Genomic DNA, 23,297 nt, shown 5'->3' with positions numbered 1-23,297 from the left:
GGTCCTCGCGCTCACGCGTCGGGCAGGACCAGGACCAGGTCGGACAGTGGCTCCGCCGAGCCGTCGGCCGCCGCGACCGTCACCCGGTGCCAGCCGGGTGCCGGCCGGGGCAGGACGGCGTGGCCGTGCGGCAGCACGGTGGGCGGGAGCAGCGGCGCGGAGCCGTCCGCGGGCCGCACTGAGGCCACCAGCGGGACATCGGGCCCGTGGGCGACGTGCGCGGAGAACTCCAGGACGTCGCCCTCGACGATCTCCGGGCAGTCCAGCGCGAGAGCGGTCCGCGGGCCCGGTCCCGCCGCGCGGTCGGCGTGGCTCCCGCCGGCGCCGCGGTAGACCCGCAGGTCGGGGCCGCGACGCAGCCACCACACCACCTGGTCGAGGGTGGCGGTGGCGGCGGCGAGCGTGGTGTGGCGCCCGGCGACGCGCGCCGAGCGGCCCGCGGGCGCGGTGTCCCACTCGATCGGGTAGGCCGGCGGGTGGGGGACGGTGCCGTCGCCGTCGCCGATCCCGGCGGGCTGCTCCGCGTGCGGCCGCAGCGCGCCGCCGGTCCACTCCAGCATGCCGACGGTGCTCTGCCGCACCCCGGCGACGGCGTACGTGGCGACGTCCTGCCGCCGGTAGGCGGGCGTGCTGCGGTTGACGGTGGCCGCCCACTGGATCTCCCGCAGGAACGCCTCGCCCGCGCGGACCGCGGCCGGCCGCAGCCCGGCCAGGGCGGCCTCCTCGGGCAGTGCGGTCAGCCGCAGGGGCGCGCGGGCGCCGGGCACGGTCACGCACGGGTAGACCGGCAGCAGTTGGTGGACCGAGGGCATCGAGCGCAGCGCCTCGGTCAGGCGGCTCGCCAGTCCGAGCCCGGGCAGGCCGTGCGCGAGGGTGCGGGCGGCCTTCGGGGTGCCGCGGTGCGGCGTCCCGATCGTCACCACCGCCGCGGTGTGCTGCCACAGGCCCAGCACTTCGACGGCGTACCGCGCCACCAGGCCGCCCATCGAGTGCCCGACGAGGACGAGCCGGGCGGCCGTGTTCCCCGAGTGGGATCGCCACCGGTGCAGCCACTGGGGGGCCTCTGCGGCCAGCCGGCGGGCCGCGACCCGGTTGTCCAGCCGCCAGTCGTAGGGGAACTCCTGGTAGTTCAGGCCCCGTTCGAGGCCGAGCCCGGTGCACAGGGCGGTCTCGGTGCGGCCGTAGAGGTCCAGCAGCGCGATCCCGGGCAGCCCGGCGGCGCCCTTGAGGACGGCGGTCGCGGAGGTGCCGGCCTCCTCCGAGGTGCCGTCGCCCGCCAGGGCGAGCCCGGTCCTCGCCCGCAGCGCCGCCAGGGGGTTCACCCCCCAGACGGTGCGCCCGTCCCGCTCCAGCGTGCTGCCCCCGATGCCCGGGACGAGCACGACCACGTCCCCGAAGGGCTCCATCCCGCGGTCACCTCTCTCTTCTCGCGGGGCACCCCCGGGGACGTGCCCGGGGGTGCGCAGGGCTGTGCTCAGGACTCCTCGTTCGCGTCCGAGGACGTGCCGGGGCCCTCGAAGAGGGCCTGGGCGGCGAGGGAGGCGCGGATCGCGGCCGCGAAGTCCTCCGTCGTGGCCGGGCCCGGGGCGGACTCCCAGCGGTGGAGCAGGGCGAGGCACACCTGGTAGGCCGCGTTGGCCAGGTCGCCGCCGCTGCACCCCTGGCTCATCGCGCCCAGGGCGGCGAAGTCCAGCGCCTCGGCGCCGGGCAGGAGCCGCGGGGTGTGGGCCCGCAGGATGCGCGCGCGGGCGGCGGCGTCCGGCAGCGGGAATTCGATGTGGTCGAGGATGCGGCGCCGGAACGCCGGGTCGTAGTTGGTGACCAGGTCGTCGCGAAGAGCGACATCCCCGCGAACTCCTGGAGTTCCAGCAGCATGACGGCCCGCGTGCTGTTGACCGCCGTGTCGTAGGACTGGCGGACGTCCTGCACCCGCCGCCCGAGGAAGGAGTCGGCCTCGTCGAAGAAGAGGACGGCGCCGTGCTCGCGGGCGGCGGCGAAGACGGCCGTGATGTTCTTCGACGTCTCGCCGACGTACTTGGACTCCAGGCGCGCGTAGTCCACCCGTAGCAGCGGCCGGTCCAATTCGCCGGCGATGGCCTCCGCGGTGAACGACTTGCCGGTCCCCGAGGGGCCGACGAGGTTGAGCGAGCCGCCCAACCGCCCCGCGAAGCCCGGCACTTCGCCGACGCCCCAGGAGGCCAGCAGGTCCCGCCGCCGGAAGACGGCCAGCGCCCGCAGCACCCGGTCGCGCACCTGCGCGGGCAACTCGACGTCGCTCAGCCGCACCCGGGGCGTGAGGAGCGTGTACGCGGGAGAGCTGTCCGGGGGCGGGGCCGCACCCCCCTGCCCCCCGCCCCCGCCCCCGGCCTCCGCGGCTCCCCTCAGGTCCGCGAAGTGGACGTGCAGCCACGGCAGTTCCTCGCCGAGCTGCACAGGCTGCTCCAGCAGCCGCGCCAGCAGCCGCCGGCCGCACTCCTCGTCGGGGTGCCCGGAGACCGAGACCGCCCGCAGCTGCGAGCGGCGCGGGCTGAACGCGGTCTGCGCGGCCATCACCTGCAGCGTGCTGCCGCCGCGCACCACCACGGCGGCCTCGTCGGCGGAGGCGGCCAGCACCAGGTGGGTGCGCTCGCGCACCGCCCACTGCGGCAGCCGGTCGCGCAGCGCGGCCACCAGCTGCCGGGTGGGCTCGGGGTCGAGCAGCGAGACCGTCCGCGGCCCCTCGGGCACGACGGCGGTCACAGCCCCTCCATCGGGTTGTGCACGTCGATCATCAGCGAGCCGCCGTACGTGTCCCGCATCGCCTTGGACTCGCGCCAGTTCATCGGCACCCGGGTCTGGCTCGCGGCCGGCGCCATCGCGATGGCCTGCCGGTACCGCCGGGCCATCTCGGCGTCGGTCGACGCCCCCTGGAACTGCGAGTGCTGCAGCAGCCGCGCCACCTCGCGCTGGTCGACCACCCTGATCAGCCCGTTGGTGATGTGCACGGTGAAGTCGCGGATCGCCAGGATCGTGTCCAGGTTCGCCGCCAGCCAGTCCAGCACCCGCGAGTCCAGCAGGCGCCGCAGCCGGTGGTCCACCCAGTCGGTCAGCCGCCGCCACATCTCCCGCAGCCAGTCCACCGCCCGCTCGAAGAGCTCACCGAAGTTCATCGCCGGACACCCCCTCCGCCGAGGCCGAAGTGCCCTGCGCCGGACGGGAATCGGCGGCGGACGCGTTCTGCCCGGCGGCCGCCTTCCCTGCCTCCTCGGGCTGTTCCTGTCCTTCTTCCGGCAGGAACCACACCTCCGCCTCGGGCGATCCCGTCTGCGGCCACAGCTCCAGCCGGGCCCGCGACCAGCCGGCGGTGTCCACCGCCACGTGCGCCACCACCAACGGCCCTCCACCCGGCGCCTGATGACTGACCGTCAGTACCGGCCGCCCGTCGCTCAGCCGGGCCTGCGCCACGCTCACCCGGCCCGGGCCGTGCCGCCGCGCCTCGGCGACCGCGTCGTCCAGCTCCACGCCCGAGCCGATCGGCCCGCCGCGCCGCTGCAGCAGCTCGCCGGCCAGGTCCCGCAGCCCCCCGAGCACCCCGCCGAGCGCGTCCTTCACCTCCTCCCGCCGGGCCGCCCGCTCCCGCTCCCAGCGCGGCACGTTCCCCGGCGCGACCTCGCCGCTGTGCTCCCCGTGGACGACCACCCGGGCCCGCACCGTGGGCTCGAAGGGGACCGGGACCAGCGCCCGGCCCTGCTCGTCGGCCGCCCGCGCCGGGCACTGCGCCAGCACGCCGCGCCCCCCGCGGTCCCCCACCAGCCGCACCCGCACCGGTTCGCCGGGCCGGGCCCCCCGCACCTCCACCAGGGTCCGCCCCCCTTCCTCGACGAACCGTGCGACCATTCCGCTTCTGCTCGCCACGACCTGCGCCCCCCTTCACTTCCGTGTGTCCGGTCGGCTCCCGTCACGTACGGCGACTGCCGTACCGAAAGCGCGGCGGGCTTCCCCGGTCCGCCGCGATCCCCGGGATCCGACACCCACGGTAGGCGGGCATTTGTGCGGTTCCCATCCCAGATGTCTGGGGGTACGCCGTAGCCTTTTCGTGTGACCGAAAGCGATGGCAGACGGCGCTCGGCCGCTGCTTCCCGCGCGGCGGCCAGCCCCGCCGCCGCCCGCAACGAACTGTCCCGCACCCTCACCTACCGGCTGCGCAGGTCCGGCTCCACGGGGGCTCTCGACGTCCTGCGGACCGCTGCCGCCACCCTCGTGGGCGCCGTCTCAGCCGACATCTGGTGCGCCGTGATGCTCGATCCGGCGACCTTCCTCGACACCGGCGGCGAACACGAGCACGGTTTCCCGCAGCGCGTCATGCCGCGGCTGTTCGAGATCGAGCACACCGAGCAGGCCGGGGTCGACAACATCCGTGCCCTGGCGACCCGTTCGACACCCGCGAGCCTGCTCAGCCGCTCCTCCGGCGGGCGGATGGACGACAGCGTCTACTACCGGGACGTCCTGCGGCCGCTGGACCTGGCCGACGAGTTACGCGTGCTGCTGCGCGACGGCTCGCGCACCTGGGGCCTGCTGGTGCTCTGCCGCCACAAGGACTCGCCGCCCTTCACTGCCGCCGAGGTCGCGCTCGCCGGGGCGTTCAGCACGCCCGCGACGCTGGAGTTGCGCCGCTCGCTGCTGGTGTCCGGCATCGACCGGGGCGACGTGCCGGACGCCGCGGGGCTGGTCGTCCTCGACGCGCGGCACGAGGTGCGGCTGGTGACCGCGACCGCCGAGCGCTGGCTCGACCTCGTCCAGGAGTTCCACCCCGCCGCGGGACTGCGCCACCCGCTGGCGCTCACCGCCCTGGTCAGCCGCGCGTCGGCCGCGGCCCCCGGCGTCCAGGTCCAGTCCCGCGCGATCAGCCACACCGGCACGTGGATCACGCTCAGCGCGTGGCGCGAGCGCAGCGGCGGGGACGGAGGCGAGATGCTCACCTACGTCTCGCTGGCCGCGAGCAGTTCCGACGAGCTGACGCCGATCGTCCTCGACGCCTACGGGCTCACCCCGCGCGAACGGCAGGTCGCCCAGCAGGTGCTGATGGGCCACTCCACGACCGAGGCGGCGGCGCGGCTGCACATGGCCGAGTACACACTCCAGGACCACCTGCGCCAAGTCTTCTCGAAGGCCGGGGTGCGCAGCCGGCGCGAGTTCACCGGCGACCTCTTCCGCCGCTTCTACCTCCCCCACCTGGAGGCCGCGCCGCTCACGAAGGACGGCCGCATGCGCAGCGAATAGCCGCGCGGCGCACACGGGGGAGAGGGTCCCGCCGTGTCACGGTGGGGCGGGCGCACACGGCGCGGATGCTCGCCTCGGTAAGCCGTGCCCGTGGGCGTGGAGGGTGCCGCCGTACGGATCACCCGGCGCGTGTGTGGCATACGGTGTCCGCTGGATCGGCGGCGCGGTGAGGAGGGTGACGTGAGCGGGGTGAAGGAGGAGCTCGGGCGCGCGGGGGTGCGACACGTGGAGACGGGGTCGCGCCGCCTCGCGGAGTACTCCTCGGACGCCTCGAACTACCGCGTGCTGCCGCAGGCCGTCGTCTTCCCGCGGCACGCGGACGAGGTGGCGGCCGCCCTCGAGGTGTGCCGCGCGCGGGGCGTGCCGCTGACCGCCCGGGGCGCGGGCACCTCGATCGCCGGCAACGCCGTCGGCCCCGGCATCGTCCTGGACTTCTCCCGGCACATGGGCAAGGTGCTGCGGGTGGACCCCGAGGAGCGCACCGCGGTGGTGCAGCCCGGCGCCGTCCTGGACGCCGTGACCGCGGCCGCCGCGCCGTACGGCCTGCGCTTCGGGCCCGACCCGTCCACGCACGCGCGGGCCACCGTCGGCGGCGCGCTCGGCAACAACGCCTGCGGGGCCCGCGCGCTGGCGTACGGCCGCAGCGCCGACAACGTCGTGGACCTCGACCTGCTCACCGGCACCGGCACCCGGATGACCGCCGCCGCCCCCGAACCCGCCCTGCGAACAGCCCTCGACACCCTCGTACGCGACCGTCTCGCCCTGATCCGCACCGAGTTCGGCCGTCTGCCGCGCCAGGCGTCCGGCTACGCCATGGAGCACCTGCTGCCGGAGAACGGCGCCGGCCTCGCCCGCTTCCTCGTCGGCACCGAAGGCACCCTCGCCCTGCTGCTGGAGGCCACCGTGCGGCTGGTGCGGCCGCCCCGGCACACCGCGCTCGCCGTGCTCGGCTACGCCGACATGGCCGAGGCCGCCGACCACGCGCCCGCGGTGCTGCCGCACCGCCCGATCGCCCTGGAGGGCATGGACGCCCGGCTGGTGGAGGTGGTGCGCGCCCGGCGGGGGGCCGCCGCGGTGCCCGCGGGGCTGCCGCGCGGCGGCGGCTGGCTGTTCGCGGAGACCGGCGGCGAGAGCGAGGCGGCGGCGGTGGCCGCGGCCGGCCGGCTGGCCGCGGCCACCGGCTGCCTGGACTCCGCCGTCGTCACCGGCCCGGCTGCCCGCGCGCTGTGGCGGATCAGGGAGGACGGCGCGGGCCTGGGCGGCCGCACCCCGGCGGGCGCGCCGGCCTGGCCCGGCTGGGAGGACTCCGCGGTGCCGCCGCAGCGACTGGGCGGCTACATCCGGGAGTTGAGGACCCTGATGGGCCGGCACGGCCTGGACGGGCTGATGTACGGGCACTTCGGAGACGGCTGCCTGCACGTGCGGATCGACTTCCCGTTCGCCGAAAGGCCCGCCGTCTTCCGGGAGTTCCTGCACGAGGCCGCCGAACTCGCCGGGCGGCACGGCGGTTCGATGTCCGGCGAGCACGGCGACGGCCGGGCCCGCGGCGCCCTGCTGCCGCACATGTACTCGGCCGCGGCCATCGACACGATGGCCGCGGTGAAGCACCTGTTCGACCCCGCCGACGTGCTCAATCCGGGCGTCATCGTCCGCCCCCGCCCGCTCGACGCCGACCTGCGGGTGCCGGCCGCCGCCTCCCCGCCCGGCCGGCTGGCCCTGGCCCTCCCGCACGACCGCGGCGACTTCGCCACGGCCGTGCACCGCTGCGTCGGCGTCGCCAAGTGCCGGGCCGACACCACCGCGACCGGCGGCGTGATGTGCCCGTCCTACCTGGCCACGCGCGACGAGAAGGACTCCACCCGCGGCCGCGCCCGCGTGCTCCAGGAACTGGCCGGCGGCAGCCTCGGCCCGGCCGGCTGGCGCGCCCCGGAGGTCGCCGAGTCGCTCGACCTGTGCCTGTCCTGCAAGGGCTGCTCCTCGGACTGCCCGGCCGGGGTGGACATGGCCGCCTACAAGGCCGAGGTGCTGCACCAGAAGTACCGCGGCCGGCTGCGGCCGCGCAGCCACTACGCGCTCGGCCGGCTGCCCCGCCTGCTGCGGGCGGCCGCGCCGCTGGCCGGCCCGCTCAACGCGCTGCTCGCGCTGCCGCCCGTGGCCGCGCTCGCGCGGTGGGGCGGCGGCATCGACCGGCGCCGCCCGCTGCCGCGCCTGGCCCGCCGCACCTTCCGCCGCTGGTTCGCCGGCCGCGCCCCCGCCGGCGGTACCGGCCGCACCCCGGTGCTGCTGTGGGCGGACACCTTCACCGACCACCTCTCGCCGCAGGTCGGGCAGGCCGCCGTCCGCGTGCTGGAGGACGCCGGCTACGCGGTGCACCTCACCGACCGCGCGGTGTGCTGCGGCCTGACCTGGATCTCCACCGGCCAACTCGACGGCGCGAAAGCCCAGTTGCGGCGCAGCCTGGACGCCTTGCAGCCGGCCCTGGACGCCGGCTGGCCGATCGTCGGCCTGGAGCCCTCGTGCACCGCGGTGCTGCGGGACGAGGTCGCCGCGCTCCTGCCCGACGACCCGCGCGCGGCCCGGGTGGTCGCCGCCACCAGGACGCTCGCCGAACTGCTCGCCGTCACACCCGGCTGGCGGCCGCCGGACCTCACCGGCGTCCAGGCGGTGGCCCAACCGCACTGCCACCAGCACGCGGTGCTCGGCTGGGACGCCGACGCGGGCCTGCTGCGTAAGGCCGGCGCCGAGGTGGCCGCGGTCGGCGGCTGCTGCGGACTGGCGGGCAACTTCGGTATGGAGAAGGGCCACTACGAGGTGTCGGCGGCCGTGGCGGACACCGCGCTGCTGCCCGCGGTCCGCGCGGCGGGCCCCGGCACGGTGTTGCTGGCCGACGGCTTCTCCTGCCGCACCCAACTCGACCACCTCGCCCACCGCCCGGCCCTCCACCTGGCCGAACTTCTCGCCTCCCGGCAGGAGTAGGGCGGATCGGCAGCTGCAAACGCCGACCGGCACAAGGAACGCGGACCCGTACCCGGCCCACCAGTGAACCCGCAACCAGGAGTTGTCCCCATGCAGTTGGCCACGATCCTGGAGGGCGGCGAGGAGATCGCCGTGGCCCTCGACCCGCCGCGCGGTCTGGTGCGGCTCACCGACCTCGCCGAGCCGATCGGCGGCGGGGCGCTGGACGTCATCGCGGCCGTGCCGCCGGGGGAGTTCACCGACCGGGTGCGGGCCACTCCCACCGCGCGCTTCGCACCGGCCGAGGGCCGGGAATTCACCGCGCCCTACCGCAGGCCGCACAAGATCTGGGGCATCGGCCTCAACTACCGCGCCCACGCGGACGACCTGTCGGCCGTCCACCCCGACGAGCCGGCGTCCTTCATCAAGGCCGACCACACCGTCATCGGCCCCGGCGAGCCGATCCCACTGCCCGCGCAGAGCGAGCGGGTCACCGCGGAGGCCGAACTCGGCCTCGTCATCGGCCGGCCGACCCGCGATGTGGCGGAGGCGGACGCGATCGGCGCCCTGTGGGGCGTGGTCCCCGTGCTCGACCAGACCGCCGAGGACATCCTGCAGCGCAACCCGCGCTTCCTGACCCGGTCGAAGAACTTCCCGGGCTTCTTCTCCTTCGGCCCCGGCATCACACCGATCGGCGAGGTGCTGGAGCGGTTCGGCTCACTGGCCGCCATCGAGGTCGCCACCGTCGTGGACGGCGAGGTCAGGCGGGCCGACACGGTGGCGCACATGATCTTCGGCCCCGCGCACCTGATCGCCTTCCACAGCGCGATGATGCCGCTCCACCCGGGCGACATCATCTCCTCCGGCACCCCGGGCGCGGCGGTGATCGCCGCGGGCGACACCGCCGAGTGCCGCATCCCCGGCATCGGCGTCCTCACCAACCCGGTGGTCTCCGGGCGGAGTTAAGGCCGGCGGTCCAGCGGTCCCGGTAGCTCCGGCGGTCCGGCACGTGCGGTGGGCCCGGGATGGCGGTCCGGGTGCTGCGGGCGGGGTGGGGGCGGTGCCGCGTCATAGGCTGCCGACGAGCCCGCCGTCGCAGCGGACGGCGGTGCCGGTGACGTACGAGGCGCGGGCGCTGCTGAGAAAGGCCACGAGGGCACCGAACTCCTCGGGCGTGCCGTACCTCCCCGCCGGAATGGACGCCTCGGCCGCCGCCCGCACCTGCGCGGCGTCGCGCCCGGTGCGCTCGGCGGCCTGCCGGTCCAGGCCCGCCACCCGCTCGGTCGCGATCCGTCCCGGCAGCGCCAGGTTGACGGTGACGCCGTCCGCGGCGACCTCGCCGGCCAGCGTCTTCAGGTAGCCGGCCAGGGCGGCCCGGGCCGCGTTCGAGGACACCAGGTGCGCCAGCGGCGAGACGATCCCGCTGGAGCCGATCGCCACGATGCGGCCGAACCCGCGCTCGCGCATCCCCGGCAGCACCCTGCGCACCAGGGCCACATGAGGGGCCACCAGCCGCTCCACGGCCGCGGCGAGCCCTTGCGGGTCCAGGTCGGCGGCGGTGCCGGGGGCGGGGCCCGGTCCGTTGAGCACCAGGACGTCGATCGGGCCGAGCGCGGCCGTGACCTGGTCGACCAGCGCGTCGGGTGCGCCGGGGGCGAGCAGGTCCGCGCCGATGCCGACCGCCTGCTCCATGCCCGCGGCGATCCCGGCCGCGACCTCGCCCCGGCGGCCGGTGACGGCCACCGCGGCGCCCTCGGCCGCCAGTGCCTGCGCGCTGGCGAGTCCGAGCCCGCCGGTCGAGGCGCACACCAGTGCCACGCGCCCCGCGAGTCCCAGATCCATTCCGGCCTCCCTGCGGCCGGGAGGGGACACCGGCCATTCCGTCCGGCGGGTGCTGCCGCCGGCCACCTTGCGTCGTGACTGCCCTGGGAAGGGCCGTCCATGTACCAGATACCAGATAGGGAATCCGAGACGCCGTCCGGCCCTCGCCCCGGACGACGACCCCGTGGACCAGGTACGGCGGTGCCGCGGACCTCGGACCGCCTTCCATGCGCCGGTCGCCCGCCTGGGGGAGGGGACCTCGACCTCGCACCCGCCGCGGAGGCGGCAATCACGGTGCGCGGCACCCGCGCACAGCTGGAGCACGGCCGAGCAGACTGTGGGTGCTCACGACTTCTTGACGGCACCCGCCTGCCTCCGGCACGCCGTCGCCGGTTGCGGGGGTTGGGTGGCACTGACGGCAGCCTGTCCGCCCCGGCCTCGCGGGTGCCGTTGCCGTTGCGGGGACGTTGTGGCTGGTCGCGCGGCTCCTCCCCCGGAGCTTCGCCTGGGGGTACGCCCAGCGCCCCTGACCTTGCCCTTCGTGCTCGAAGCGGGCTCCGTACACCCCTGGGCGCCGGGGGCACCCCCAAAGCCACCGACCGGCCTGCGGCTGGGAACGGCGAGGGCGAGGTGGACCCGTTGCCGGTGGTGGAGGTGATGGCGAGACGCGGCTCCGGGGTGCTGCGGCGAGGCTCTGGAAGCGAGGCTCAGCCGAGGGCCCGGTCGGCGGCGGCGAGCCAGGCGTCTACGGGGCCCAGGGTGAGGACCGCGCTGCCCGCGCCCGCGAGTTGGCCCGCGGCTGGGGCCAGACGGTCCCGTGCCTGCCGTAGCCGCGGCAGCGCGCCGAGTTCGAGGGCGGCCGCGATCTGCAGGCAGCACAGGGCCTCGTAGAAGAGGTCGGCCGGCGGCTCCGGCAGGGCGTCGAGCGCGGCCCGCGCCTGCCCGGTCCGCCCGGCGGCGAGCCGCAGCAGCGGCTCCACCCAGCGTCGGTACGGCCCGAAGTCGTGGTCGGCCCGCAGGTACGGCACGGCGCTCGCGAAGGACCCGGGGCGGAGCCGCAGGCTGAGCAGGGCCAGGGGGAGCAGTCCCCGCTCGACGCCGGGCATCCCGGAACCCGCCAGCGCCGCCGCGGCCTCGCGGTACGCCGCCTCCGCCGCCCCCGCATCGGGGCCCGCAGCCACCCGCATCGCCCGGTACCACCGCGTGAACACGCCCGCGAGCGGCAACTCGTACCGCTCGGCGAGCGCGTCCACCGCCGCCGCGTGCCCGTCCGCGCCGGGCAGGTCGTCCAGCGCGGACCGCGCCTGCATCCGGATCAGGTGACCCAGCACCTCGTACGTCACCAGGCCGTACCGCGCGGCGAGTCCGACCAGCTCGGCCCCCACCTCGTCCCGCCGCCCGGCCAGCCCGGCCCGCCCGCAGGACTGCACGAACACACCGTTGAGCGCGAAAGCGAGCAACGCGGGATCGTCCAGCCGCCGCGCGATGGCCTCGGCCTCCCGAGCCGCCCACCCCGCACGCCCCTCACCCGAACCCGCCCCGCCCGGCCCACCCTTGGACGGTTCGCCTCCGTACCCGCGGGACGGCTCGCTTCCGCGACCGCGCGCCCGGGCCGCCGCGGGATCGGCAGCGGACCCGTCGCGCGCGGAGCCGCGTGCTGGGGGCGGGGCGTTGCGGAGTTCGGCGGGCACCGGTTCTTCGGCGGTGGCGGGCGCGGTCGTCGGGTCCGCGCTGTGCGGGGAGCCGTGTGTTTCGGGTGCGGTGCCGTGGGGCTCGGCCGCGCCCGGTTCTTCGGGGATGGGGGCGCGTTCGGGGCTCGGCTTGTGCGTAGAGCCGCGCGGCTCGGGCCGGGTGTGGTGGGGGTCGGTCGGTGCTGACTGCTCGGGGGTGGGGGCGAGGTCCTTTCCGAGGAGCGCGTCGGGCGCGGAGCCGTAGGTTTCGGGCTCGGGTCCGTGGGGCTCGGCGGGCCTCGGTTCTTGGGCGGCCGGGCTCGGTTCTTCGGGGGTGGGGGTGGACGGGGTGGCGCGGGATTCCAGGGCGATCGTGGTGAGGAGGCGACAGCGGAGCGCGGTGTGTGCGGGGGTGCGGGGGAGCGCGGCGAGGGTGCGTTCGGCCGCGGCGACGATCTGCGCGGCCTGGTCCGGGTCGTCGCTGCGCGGCCAGATCGCGGGGACGTCGTACGCCCCGATCACCCGGGCGGTGAGCACGGGGTCGCCGAACTCCTCGGCCGCGCGGATCGCCGGCAGGCGGTGCTCGCGGGCCGCGGCGAGGCCGTCGCCGCCGGTCACCGCGAGGTTGCGGATGAGGCCGACCGTGGACTCCAGCCGGGCCCGGGCGCCTGCCGCGACCGCACGGTCGTACGCCTCGGCGGCCCTCGTCCACAGGCGGGCCGCCCGCGCGGCGGCCCCCGGCGGCTCGTCCAGGCGCGGGTCCTGGGCGAGGACGTCCGCCTCCAGCCGGCGCAGGGCCGGGCCGGGATCGACGCCGAGCCCGTCGACCAGGGCCTCGCGGGCCCGGCGCAGCACGGCCAGCGCCTCGCCCTGCCGGGCCGAGCGGTAGAGGGCGAGCGCCAGCAGCCGCCAGGCGTCCTCGCGCCAGGGGTGCTCGGCGACGTGGGCGTCGAGGTCCGGTACGGCCTCGGCGGCGAGGCCGAGCGCGAGCTGGGCCCCGGCCCGCTCCTCCACGGCGCGCAGCCGCAGTTCCGCGAGGCGGGAGCGGTCGGCCCGGGCCCACTCCTCGTGTGCGAAGTCGGCGTAGGCGGGGCCGCGCCAGAGCGCCAGCGCTTCGGTGAGACGCTCGCGTGCCTGCTCGGGCGGTGCCTTCGCCGCTGCCGCGACGGCGTCCTCGAACCGCCAGGCGTCCACGGCGTCGGGCGCCAGGCGCAAGGCGTATCCGGGGCCCTCCGTGACGAGCAGTTTCGCCGGGGCTCTCGGGGGACGGTCCGGCTCCAGCGCCTTCCGCAGCTCCCCGACGAAGGTCTGCAGGGCGCCCACCGCTCCCGGTCCGGGCTCCGCCCACAACTCCGCGACGAGCCGCCGCACAGGTACGACCCGGCGCCGCGCGACCACCAGCCGCGCCAGTACCGCCCGCTGCCGCTTCCCCTTGAGCCCCAGCTCGGCCCCGTCGTGCCCCCAGGCCACGACGGCTCCCAGAACCCCGAGGGTTGGCTGCGCCATGCCTCCCACCCTGCCGCACTCTTTTTTACGGAGCGGGTCGGGGTGGGCCGTTCGCGTCCGCCCCGGGCCGCAGCCGGGCTTTGGGCTGGCCGCGCAGTTCCTCGCGCCCCCAAGAAACGGCTACTCGCCGTAGGTGCTTCTGCGCGTTCCCGCCCCCAGCCCGGCTTTGGGCTTGTCGCGCAGTTCCCCGCGCCCCTGAAAAACCTCGCCCTTCGCGCCCAGGGCGAGCACCTCAGGGGCGCGGGGAACTGCTCCCCCAGAGGGGGCAGCACCCCCAGAAGAGGCCACCGTCCTTGCGACGGCATCGGACCCCCGTCGGGCAGACGGGAACCCGAAAGGGGCGCGGGGAACTGCGCGACCAGCCACAATGGCGCGGCAGTCGGCCACGGCGGCGAACCCCTACGGCGGGATGCCCCCTCTGGGGGAGGAACTGCGCGGCCCGCCGGGACGGGGGAAGGTCCGGGGCGGAGGGGTGCGGCCCCTTTGGGCGGTTGGGTGGGACTGATTCGGCACTGATTCGGCCGCGGCAGGCTCCTCACCCGGACCCCGTCACGAGGAGAACCTCATGGAACCCCGCATCCCCGGCTTCGCGTATCGGCACGTGGACGTCGCCGAAGGCGTCGCGCTCAGGGTGGCCGTGGGGGGTGAGGGCAGCCCCGTCGTCCTGCTGCACGGATTCCCGCAGACCCACCTGATGTGGCGGCACGTCGCCGCCGAGCTGGCGCGCGAGCACACCGTGATCTGCCCCGACCTGCGGGGATACGGCGGCAGCGGGAAGCCCGAGACGAGCGGGCCGGAGGTGTACGCGAAGCGGACGATGGCCGCCGACGTGGTGGCGCTCGCCGACGCCCTCGGCTTCGGACGCTTCGCCCTGGTCGGGCACGACCGCGGGGCGCTGGTCGCCTTCCGGGCGGGGCTGGACCACCCCGACCGGGTGAGCCACCTGGGATGCCTCGACGTGCTGCCCACACCGGAGATGTGGGACGCCCTGCACGGCACCGCGGCAGCCGTCGGCTTCCACCTGTACCTGATGGCCCAGCCGCCCGGCCTGCCCGAGAAGATGATCGCCGCGGCCCCCGACGACTTCTTCGGGTACTTCCTGGACGCCTGGACGCGGGACCCGGAGGCGATCGGACCGCAGGCGCGGGCGGAATACCTGCGGGCGAGCCGCGCCGCGGTGCCCTCGATCGTGGCGGACTACCGCGCCTCGGCGACCATCGACCTCGCGCACGACCTGGTCGACCGCGAGCGCGGCGCCCGGCTGGCGATGCCGGTCACCGTGATCCAGCAGGACTGGGGGGCCGCCCTCGGCTACGACGCCCGCGCGCTGTGGCAGCGGTGGTCCGGCGACCTCGTCCACCTCACCCTCGACCGCGGCCACTTCATGCCCGAGGAGGCGCCCGCCGAGGTCACCGCGGTGCTCCGCGACCTGCTCGCCCGCTGAGCCGGCGGGTCGAACAGGCCGCGGACAAGGGCTGGTTCACGGTGTTGCCACCAACGGCCGTGCAGGCTGCGCCACTTCGTACAGCGGCCACCAACTCCCGCGTCCAGAAACGGACTTCACACCCCGCACCCCAACCATCAAGGAAATCGCCCTACTTCACGTCGTGAACCCGAACCCCCGTCACAGCGAGCCTACTTCAGAGCCACGTCGCCAACACCCGGAGCCCGGGCCTCCCTTGGCCCGGGCCAGGTCAACGCCGGTCAAGCGGGGTGCACATGCGTCATACGACCTCAAGGGATCCTCAAATCACCCGGAAAGCAGGCCGCTTCACGCCTCCTCGGCGGGCTCCTCCTTCTCACCCGTCACGATCCGGCGGATCACCGCGATCGGCAGCTTCGGCGAACCGTCGCTGAAGAGGAGCCCGTTGGTCTCCTGGGCGGTGTCCATGAACTGCGTGTAGCAGAAGCCCGCGACCGCCGTCCCCGACCGCAGAGCGGCGAAGAGGTCGCCCAGCAGCGCCGCGTACTGCGTGTCCGAGCTGGTCCGCGTGTAGGTGAAGTCGCCCGCGTCGGCACGCAGCGACAGTCCGCCGAACTCCGTGACCATCAGCGGCGCTTCACCGGCCGCGTACCGCTCCAGCTGGCGCTCGGTGACCGCCAGCACGCGGCCCTGCGGGCCGGGGCCCGCAAGCACCTCGGCGAAAGCGGCGGCGTCGCCGTAGCGCCGGGTGAGCACCTCGGGGTCGGCGCTGTAGTCGTGGACGCCGAGGATGTCGCTGTCGGTGTGCTCCCACCCTTCGTTCGACATCACCGGGCGGCTCGGGTCCACCGCCCGGGTGAGGTTGGCGAGCGCGATGGAGTAATGGCGCTGCGCGGGGTCGGCCGGGATGTCCGAGGCGCCCCAGCTCTCGTTGATCGGCACCCAGGTCACGATCGACGGGTGGCTGCGGTCGCGCCGCACCAGCTCCAGCCACTCGCGGGTGAGCAACTCCACCGCGTCGGCGCCGAATTCGTACGCGGCCGCGGTCTCGCCCCACACCAGCAGGCCGAGCCGGTCGGCCCAGTACAGGAAGCGAGGGTCCTCCGCCTTCTGGTGCACCCGCACCGCGTTGAAGCCCATCGCCTTGATCAGCTCGACCTCGCGGCGCAGTTCCTCGGTGCCGCGGTTGGCCAGCAGGGTCTGCGGCCGGTAGCCCTGGTCGAGCACCGAACGCACGAAGTACGGGCGGTCGTTGAGCAGAAAGCGGCCGCCGCCGACACCGGCGCTGCGCACTCCGACGTAGCTGCCGACCGTATCGAGGACATCGGTGCCGGCCGGGTCACGGAGCGTGACCCGCGCGTCCAGCAGCGTCGGCCGCTCGGGGCGCCACAGCAGGTCCTCGCGGTCGATTCCGTTGCGCAGCGCGGGAATCGGGACGTCGAAGCGGCCGCGCGCGGTGCGCAGCACCGTGGAGCTCTCGGCGAGCACCCGCTCGCCGAGGCTGATCACGACGTCCACGGCGACCGGGCCGGCCGGTGGGCGGGCGAGGGTGATCTCGGCGCGCACCCCGTGTGCCGGGTCCGGGGTCCAGGCGAGGTCGGCGATGTGCTGCGCGGGCACGTTCTCGGCCCACACGCTCTGCCAGATGCCGGTGGTCCGCTCGTACCAGACGGCGTGCGGCCGCGGCTGCCAGTCCTGCTTGCCGCGCGGCTGCACCAGGCTCTCCGGGTCGTCCTCGGCGCGCACGACCAGGACGTGCTCCTCGGCGCCGGGGAGCAGCGCGTCGGTGATGTCGGCGGTGAACGGCGTCTGCCCGCCGGTGTGTTCGGCGACCAGCCGGCCGTCGAGCCAGACCCGCGCCCGGTGGTCGACGGCGCCGAAGTGGACATGCGTGCGGGTGCCGGGAGCCGCGGCCAGCACCTCGTGCGGGATGCCGCGGCGGTACCAGACGATCCGGTGCGGGGCGGTCTCGCCGACGCCGGAGGCGGGGGCCTCCGGCGGGAAGGGCACGGTGATGGTGCGGTCGAAGCCGGCCGCGGCGCCGGGGGCGTACCAGCCGTCGCGCTCGCCGGTGTCCGCGTCGTCGTAGCCGAACTCCCAGGCGCCGTCCAGGCTCTGCCAGCCGGGCCGGCACAGCAGCGGCCTCGGATACGTCCCGTCCTGCTCGCTCGCCCTCACGGACCCTCCTTCTGCCCTGCAGGCACTTTTCCGGCGCCGACACATTCCTATAATCGAAGCCCTGACATCATGAGTGATCCTTTGCAACGATGCAAGGGCGGGCAGGCGGCTCGGGCATGCGCGCGGAGCGCGTACGGGCCGGCCGGGGCCGCGCGGTGCGGCAGACTCCGGGGAGCCGACGGGACCCGGCGGCGCCGGAGGCCGCCGCGGCGCGCGGCCCGGGCGCGAGCCCCATGGAACCCCACGGACAACCCAGAAAAACCCGAGAAAAACCCGAGAAAAAAAGGAGCCGCCGGTGGCCAGGGTGCGGATGCGGGACGTGGCCGAGCACGCCGGGGTGTCCGTGCGGACCGTCTCCAACGTCGTCAGCGGATATCCGCACGTCAGCCCGGCGACCCGGGAGCGGGTGCAGCGCTCGCTGGACGAACTCGGCTACCGGATGGACTACCTCGCCCGCGGCCTGCGCTCGGGCCGCACCGGCTTCGTCGCCCTCGCCGTGCCCTTCCTCGCCGAGCCCTACTTCGCCGAGCTCGCCCAGGCGGTGATCTCGGCCGCCGCCCGGCGCGGGATCACGGTGCTGGTCGAGTCCACGGCCGGCGACCCCGAGGTGGAGCGGCGGATCCTGTCCGGCGGGCTCACCAACGTGGCCGACGGGGTCCTGCTCAGCGCGCTCACCGTGCCGGCCGACGACGACGCGGCCCGCGCCGCCGACTTCCCGCTGGTCATGCTGGGCGAGCACAGCGTCGGCGACCGCTTCCCGCGGGTCGGCATCGACAACGTGGCCGCCGCCCGCACGGCGGTGGGGCACCTGGTCGAGCAGGGCTGCCGCCGCATCGTCGCCCTCGGCCGCAACGGCAGCGAGAACGGGCGGCAGCGGACGGAGGGCTACCGCCAGGCGCTGTCGGCCGCGCAGATCCGGCGGGTGAACTGGCTGGTCGTGCCGGTCGAGGACTGGACCCGCGAGCACGGCCGGGCCGCCGTCCGCGAACTCCTGGACGGCAGCGGGCCGCTGCCCGACGGCATCTTCGCCTTCAACGACGCGCTCGCGGTGGGGGCGCTGGCCGCGCTGGACGAGTCCGGGGTGCGGGTGCCCGACGACGTCGCCGTCGTCGGGATCGACGACATCCAGGAGTCCGCGTACACGCATCCGCCGCTCACCTCGATCGCGCCGGACCTCGACGTGATCGCCGAGCGCGCGCTGTCGCTTCTCGCGGAGCAGGAGGGTGCGGCCGGCGTGGCCCCCCGCGAGGAGGCCACGCCGTACCGGCTGGTCGTCCGCGCGTCCTCCCTCCGGGCTCGCCCGGGATCCCCGACCTAGCCGCCACCTCGTTACGGGGCGGCTTCTCGCCGTCGGGGTTCCTGTTTCGTCGCCGCCTGCCGCGGCGATTGGGCTACGGGGCGGCTTCTCGCCGCTTGGGCTCCCGTGTCGTCGCCGTCTGCCGCCCGGTGGCCGGTTGCGCGCGCAGTTCCCCGCGCCCCTGAAAAGCCCGCCCCGTCTGCCGGGTTCCGAGGGTCCCCGGACCTCCGCCCGGTGCCTGGCTCGTCGCGCGCAGTTCCCCGCGCCCCTTTCGGGTTCCCGTCTGCCTCACGGGGGTCCGATGCCGTCCTGAGGCCGGTGGTCTCTTCTGGGGGTACCCCCTCTGGGGGAGCAGTCCCTCCCCCAGAGCTTCGCCTGGGGGTACCCCCAGCGCCCCTGAGGTCCTCGCCCTGCGCGCGAAGGGCGAGGTTTTTCAGGGGCGCGGGGAACTGCGCGACCAGCCAGAGGGGCCCTGCAGGCGGCAGCGTCGGCGAACCCCTACGGCGAGAAGCCGCCCCATAGCTCATCGCGGCGGCAGCCGGCAGGTGCGGGGGCCACCCCGAGTGGGGGGTGGGCGGACCAGGGGGCGCAGCCCCCGGTTTCGGGCTGAGGTATTGCATCGATGCAAATCGTGTGCCAAGGTTCCCGCCATCGAACCCGTTCACACCGACGTAACGAGGTGATTGCTCTTATGAGCGGAGCGTTGGCGCGCCGGCGGTTCCTGGCGCTGGGCGGACTCGCCCTGTCCGGCGGCCTCGCCGCCGCCTGCTCCTCGCCGCTCGCCTCGGGCCTCACCGGCTCCCAGCCGGACACCGCCGACGTGATCTTCTGGAACCTCTTCACCGGCGGCGACGGCGCCAACATGGTGCTGATGGAGGACGCCTTCCGCAAGGCGTACCCGCGCACCTCGGTGGAGGCGACCATCCTCGGCTGGGGGAACCCGTACTACACCAAGCTCGCCCTGGCCACGGCGAGCGGCACACCCCCGGACGTCGGCATCTCGCACCTCTCGCGGCTGCCGCTGCTCGCCGCCTCCGGCCTGCTGGAGCCGATCGCGGACACCGGGCTGACCGGCATGGGTGTCACACCGGACCGCTTCACCCCGGCCGCGTGGAAGAAGGCCACCGTCGACGGCACGGTGTACGCGGTCCCGCTGGACACCCACCCCTTCGTGCTCTTCTACAACATCGACCTGGCCCGCAAGGCCGGGCTGCTGAACGCGGCCGGCGACGACCTGAAGCCGATGAGCGGGGCCGAGGACTTCACCGGCGCGCTCAAGGCGATGAAGGACGCCGGCGCCCAGTACGGCGCCGCGATGTCGATCACCGCGGACCCGTCCACCGCCTGGCGGTTCTTCAGCATGATCTACTCCGGCCTGGCCGGGCCGGTCGTCACCGACTCCGGGACGAAGATCTCGATCGACGCCGCCGCCATGGAGGAGACCTTCGCCTTCATGCGCAGCCTCACCTCCGGCGGCCTGATGCCCAGCAGCCTCAACGGCTCGGGCGCCAACGCCCTGTTCAGCACCGGCAAGGCCGGCTTCCTCTTCGACGGCGAGTGGCAGATCCCCTCGTACCGCCTGGTCAAGGGGTTCCGGTTCAACGTCGTGCCCTTCCCCGCGCTGCTCGGCCCCAAGCCGGTGGCGTACGCGGACTCGCACGCCCTGGTGATCCCGCACAACCCGCGCCGCTCCGCCGGCCGCACCCGCAATGCTGCGCTGTTCGTGCGGAGCCTGCTCGACAACAGCGCGATCTGGGCGCACGGCGGCCACGTCCCGGCCTGGCTGCCGACCCAGCGCAGCAAGGCGTTCCTCGACCAGTCGCCGCAGCGCAACTACGTGCAGGCCGCCTTCAGCGCGGTCTACGACCCCGTCGCCTGGTACACCGGCGCCGGCTCGGACTTCCAGAACACCGTGGGCGCCACGATCATCGACGTCCTCGCCGGGCGGACCGGCCCGAAGGCCGCGGTCTCGGCGATGCGCGGCGACCTCAAGCGGTACACCACGGCCCGCCCGCCGGTCCGGATGAAGTAGGAGGCAGCCCCATGACGACCGTCGCCTCGACGCGACCGGCCCCGGCCGCCGCCGTCCCGGCCGCCCGCCCGGGACGCCCGCCCCGCTCGGAGCGGCGGGCCGGCCTGCTGCTCAGCGCCCCCTTCCTCCTGGTCTACCTGGTGTTCCTGGTCGGCCCGCTGCTGGTCGGCATCGTGCTGAGCTTCTTCAACACCACCACCGTCAAGTCCGGCCTGGGCGGCTGGGTGGGCGTGTCGAACTACACGAAGGTCTGCGCGGACCCGCTGTTCTGGGAGGCGATGTGGCACTCGGTGCTCTTCACGCTCTTCACCACCCCGCCGCTGGTGGTCCTGGCGCTGGCCGCCGCGATCCTGGCCGGCCGGATGCGCCGCGGCCGCACCTTCTACCGGCTGGCGTTCTTCGCGCCCTACGTCGTGCCGTCCTCGGTGGTCGCGCTGATCTTCCTGTGGATCTACACCCCGCAGGTGGGCCTGGCGACCAAGGTGTTCAGCGCGGTCGGCCTGCCGGTGCCCGACTTCATCGGCAGCACCTCGGGCGGCTGGACCGCGGTGACGCTGATGACCCTGTGGTGGACCTTCGGTTTCAACTTCGTCCTCTACACCGCCGCCCTGCAGGACATCCCGCCGGAGGTCTACGAGGCCGCGGCGATCGACGGCGCCGGTCCCTGGCAGCAGATCCGCCACCTGACCGTGCCGCTGCTCGGCCGCACCACCAGCCTGGTGCTGATCCTCCAGATCCTCGCCTCGCTGAAGGTCTTCGACCAGATCTACCTGCTGCTCGGCGGCGGCCCGAGCCAGTCCACCCGCCCGGTCATCGAGTACATCTACGACACCGGTTTCACCTCGTACCGGGGCGGCTACGGCGCCGCCGCCACGATGGTCTACTTCGTCGTCATCGTCGCGATCTCGGCGGCCTGGTACGGGCTGCGCCGCCGCCGCGCGTCCCACGCCGCGGCCTGAGGGCCGATGAACAGCCGGCAGAGCCACCCGAACACACGGAAGGGGAGGACCCCTTGAGCACCATCACCCAGCCGCGGCCGGCCGCCCGCACGGGCGCGTCCGCGGTCGACGGCGGACGGCTCTTCAACCGGCTGTGCGGCACGTGCCTGACACTGTTCGCCCTGATCTGGCTGGTGCCCTTCGTCTGGGCGCTGACCACCTCGCTGCGCAACGACGGCTCGATCACCCAGCACCCCACCTCGCTCTTCGCGGGCGGCTGGTCGCTGCACGCCTACTCCTACGCGTGGGACACCTACCCGATCGGCTCGTGGTACCTCAACAGCCTGGTGATCTCGGTGCTCGCGGTGCTGTTCACCGTGGCCTTCTGCTCGATGGCCGGCTTCGCGCTCGCCTTCCTGCGGTTCCGCGGCCGCGGCGCGGTGATCGCGCTGGTGATGGCCGGGCTGATGCTGCCCAGCGAGGCGCTGGTGCTGCCGCAGTTCATCGAGTACCGCTCGCTGCACCTGCTCGGCACGTACTGGGCACTGGTGCTGCCCTCGGTCGCGGCCCCGGTGTCCGTCTTCGTCTTCCACGCCTTCTTCCGCGGCATCCCGCAACCGCTGATCGAGGCCGCGCGGATCGACGGGGCGAGCTGGTGGCGGGTGTACGCGGCGGTGTGCATGCCGATCTGCCGCCCGGCGATCTCCACGGTGGCGATCCTGACCTTCATCACCTCCTGGAACTCCTTCCTGTGGCCGCTGCTGGTGCTCAACCAGACGAAGATGCAGACCATCCCGGTGGGCCTGGCCTCGCTGGTGAACAACAGCAACATCCAGTACGCCGAGGTGATGGCCTCCTCCGTGCTCGGCTTCCTGCCGCTGATCGCCGTGTTCCTGCTCTTCCAGCGGCAGATCACGCAGGGCATCGCCACCACCGGCATCAAGTAGGGCGCCCCGGCGGCACCGGGCAGGCGCCTGCCCCGGCCGCGCCTTGGCGCAACCCGCCCGCCGTAGCCGACGGGTTGTCCTACTTACGCCGGGCCACCGCGGGCCCTGCGTGGCGAAAGGTCCGGAATGCCCGAAGTTCAGGATGATTCCTTTGTCGCAGGCGCGTCGTACGCGGCCGTAATCGGCTCGTGCGCGCGCCCTTCACGGCCGCCGGCGGCGGCCCCGGCGAAGGAAGTGCAATCGTGCCGCAGCCCGTGCCCCCCTTCCCGTCCCGCGGTGTGGACCGCCGCGCCCTGCTGCTGGGGGCGGGGCTCGGCGCCGGGATGCTCGCCGCGGGGACCGGCCGCGCGGCCGCCGCCGGCCGGCTCGCCCCGGCGGACCCGCCCGCGCCCGGGAGCCTGCCGCTGACCGGCGGGGACGACTTCCCGATCGGCGTCTTCTGGCCGCCGCCCCCGTACGAGAGCACTGCCGCCCGCTACCAGGAGATCGCCGACGCCGGCTTCACCTTCGTGATCACCGGCAACTACCTCTTCGACGCCCGCAGCGCCGCCCACGCCCTCGGCCTCGCCGACCAGGTGGGCCTGAAGGTGCTGGTCGCCGACGACCCGCGGATGCTGGCGATGGCGCACTACCTGACGGTGACCGACGACCGCTCGGTGCCGTCCTCGCTCACCACTGCCGACGCCACCGCCTGGACCCGGGCCGCCCTCGACGCCTACACCGCCCACCCCTCGTTCGCCGGCTTCAGCCTCTACGACGAGCCGCCCGCCACCCGCTTCCCGACCGTGGGGGCGCTCGCCGCGATCCTGCGCGGCCTCGCCCCCGGCCTGCTGCCGTACGTGAACATCAACCGGGGGAACGGCAGCGCGTACGCGGACTTCGTGCAGCGGTTCGTGAATGCGGTGCGTCCGTCGTTGATCTCGTTCGACCGGTACCCGATCCTGGCCGACGGCAGCATCGACACCGCCTACTTCGACACCTGGGCCATCATCCGCGAAGCCGCCCTCACAGCCCGCATCCCCGCCTGGACCTACATCCAGTCCACCGGCTTCAACGGCCACGCCGTCCCCACCGCGTCACAACTCGCCTGGCAGATCAACACCTCCCTCGCCTACGGCTGCAAAGGCATCCAGTACTTCACCTACTGGACCCCCGACCCCGCCCGAGGCGAGGGCTACACCCAAGCCCTCATCACCACCGACGGACAGCAAACACCCCTCTACCAAGCAGCCCGCACCCTCAACACCACCTGGCTCCAACCCACAGGACGC

The 23,297-nt window shown here is 74.6% G+C and carries 17 protein-coding genes; 9 read left to right on the top strand and 8 right to left on the bottom strand.

Annotated elements, in window-relative coordinates:
* Positions 1 to 11 precede the first annotated feature (11 nt).
* From BLR33_RS03390 to BLR33_RS03370, 5 genes are all read right to left on the bottom strand, one after another.
* Complete coding sequence (locus tag BLR33_RS03390) at positions 12 to 1,406, bottom strand: esterase/lipase family protein (protein ID WP_093782766.1); 1,395 nt, start codon at positions 1,404 to 1,406, stop codon at positions 12 to 14.
* A 68-nt stretch (positions 1,407 to 1,474) separates the two neighbouring features.
* Entirely contained in the window at positions 1,475 to 1,669 is a 195-nt protein-coding gene (locus BLR33_RS03385; protein WP_093782765.1) for a hypothetical protein, read from the bottom strand.
* The gene (locus tag BLR33_RS03380; RefSeq protein ID WP_093782764.1) at positions 1,666 to 2,739 is read right to left on the bottom strand and encodes an ATP-binding protein; all 1,074 of its coding nucleotides are present in this window, start codon (positions 2,737 to 2,739) and stop codon (positions 1,666 to 1,668) included. The genes BLR33_RS03385 and BLR33_RS03380 overlap by 4 nt, the downstream gene beginning before the upstream one ends.
* Positions 2,736 to 3,149, bottom strand: a complete 414-nt coding sequence (locus BLR33_RS03375; RefSeq protein ID WP_093782763.1) for a hypothetical protein — start codon at positions 3,147 to 3,149, stop codon at positions 2,736 to 2,738. Before BLR33_RS03375 ends, BLR33_RS03380 begins: the two co-directional genes overlap by 4 nt.
* The gene (locus tag BLR33_RS03370; RefSeq protein ID WP_176930105.1) at positions 3,136 to 3,894 is read right to left on the bottom strand and encodes a hypothetical protein; all 759 of its coding nucleotides are present in this window, start codon (positions 3,892 to 3,894) and stop codon (positions 3,136 to 3,138) included. Before BLR33_RS03370 ends, BLR33_RS03375 begins: the two co-directional genes overlap by 14 nt.
* Positions 3,895 to 4,077: 183 nt before the next feature.
* Between BLR33_RS03370 and BLR33_RS03365 the strand changes: the two genes are divergently transcribed.
* From BLR33_RS03365 to BLR33_RS03355, 3 genes are all read left to right on the top strand, one after another.
* The gene (locus BLR33_RS03365; protein ID WP_093782761.1) at positions 4,078 to 5,259 is read left to right on the top strand and encodes a LuxR C-terminal-related transcriptional regulator; all 1,182 of its coding nucleotides are present in this window, start codon (positions 4,078 to 4,080) and stop codon (positions 5,257 to 5,259) included.
* A gap of 180 nt (positions 5,260 to 5,439) precedes the next feature.
* Complete coding sequence (locus BLR33_RS03360; RefSeq protein WP_218136609.1) at positions 5,440 to 8,235, top strand: FAD-binding and (Fe-S)-binding domain-containing protein; 2,796 nt, start codon at positions 5,440 to 5,442, stop codon at positions 8,233 to 8,235.
* Between the two features lie 90 nt (positions 8,236 to 8,325).
* On the top strand, positions 8,326 to 9,180 hold the full coding sequence (locus BLR33_RS03355; RefSeq protein ID WP_093782760.1) for a fumarylacetoacetate hydrolase family protein: 855 nt from the start codon (positions 8,326 to 8,328) through the stop codon (positions 9,178 to 9,180).
* 102 nt (positions 9,181 to 9,282) lie between these two features.
* Here the strand turns inward: BLR33_RS03355 and BLR33_RS03350 are convergent, their stop codons facing one another.
* Complete coding sequence (locus tag BLR33_RS03350) at positions 9,283 to 10,056, bottom strand: SDR family oxidoreductase (protein ID WP_093782759.1); 774 nt, start codon at positions 10,054 to 10,056, stop codon at positions 9,283 to 9,285.
* 686 nt (positions 10,057 to 10,742) lie between these two features.
* Entirely contained in the window at positions 10,743 to 13,211 is a 2,469-nt protein-coding gene (locus BLR33_RS03345) for a BTAD domain-containing putative transcriptional regulator (protein WP_093782758.1), read from the bottom strand.
* A gap of 565 nt (positions 13,212 to 13,776) precedes the next feature.
* Here BLR33_RS03345 and BLR33_RS03340 point away from each other — a divergent pair.
* Complete coding sequence (locus BLR33_RS03340) at positions 13,777 to 14,655, top strand: alpha/beta fold hydrolase (protein WP_093782757.1); 879 nt, start codon at positions 13,777 to 13,779, stop codon at positions 14,653 to 14,655.
* A 327-nt stretch (positions 14,656 to 14,982) separates the two neighbouring features.
* Here the strand turns inward: BLR33_RS03340 and BLR33_RS03335 are convergent, their stop codons facing one another.
* Positions 14,983 to 16,812: a glycoside hydrolase family 2 protein gene (locus BLR33_RS03335; protein WP_093782756.1), complete on the bottom strand. Its 1,830-nt coding sequence runs from the start codon at positions 16,810 to 16,812 to the stop codon at positions 14,983 to 14,985.
* 310 nt (positions 16,813 to 17,122) lie between these two features.
* Here BLR33_RS03335 and BLR33_RS03330 point away from each other — a divergent pair, with 310 nt between their 5' ends.
* The 5 genes from BLR33_RS03330 to BLR33_RS03310 all read left to right on the top strand — a co-directional run.
* On the top strand, positions 17,123 to 18,130 hold the full coding sequence (locus tag BLR33_RS03330; protein ID WP_093783230.1) for a LacI family DNA-binding transcriptional regulator: 1,008 nt from the start codon (positions 17,123 to 17,125) through the stop codon (positions 18,128 to 18,130).
* Positions 18,131 to 18,800: 670 nt separating this feature from the next.
* Positions 18,801 to 20,141, top strand: a complete 1,341-nt coding sequence (locus BLR33_RS03325; protein WP_245771131.1) for an extracellular solute-binding protein — start codon at positions 18,801 to 18,803, stop codon at positions 20,139 to 20,141.
* An 11-nt stretch (positions 20,142 to 20,152) separates the two neighbouring features.
* On the top strand, positions 20,153 to 21,100 hold the full coding sequence (locus tag BLR33_RS03320; protein WP_093782755.1) for a carbohydrate ABC transporter permease: 948 nt from the start codon (positions 20,153 to 20,155) through the stop codon (positions 21,098 to 21,100).
* A 53-nt stretch (positions 21,101 to 21,153) separates the two neighbouring features.
* Complete coding sequence (locus tag BLR33_RS03315; RefSeq protein WP_093782754.1) at positions 21,154 to 22,026, top strand: carbohydrate ABC transporter permease; 873 nt, start codon at positions 21,154 to 21,156, stop codon at positions 22,024 to 22,026.
* A gap of 242 nt (positions 22,027 to 22,268) precedes the next feature.
* Positions 22,269 to 23,297, top strand: a 1,029-nt coding sequence (locus BLR33_RS03310; RefSeq protein WP_093782753.1) for a hypothetical protein, incomplete at its 3' end; no start/stop codon positions are given.

Source organism: Actinacidiphila guanduensis (assembly GCF_900103985.1).
In the GTDB taxonomy this organism is placed as follows: Bacteria; Actinomycetota; Actinomycetes; order Streptomycetales; family Streptomycetaceae; genus Actinacidiphila; species Actinacidiphila guanduensis.
The sequence above is the reverse complement of the archived record's forward strand: the minus strand, read 5'-3'. Positions and strand labels throughout refer to the sequence as shown.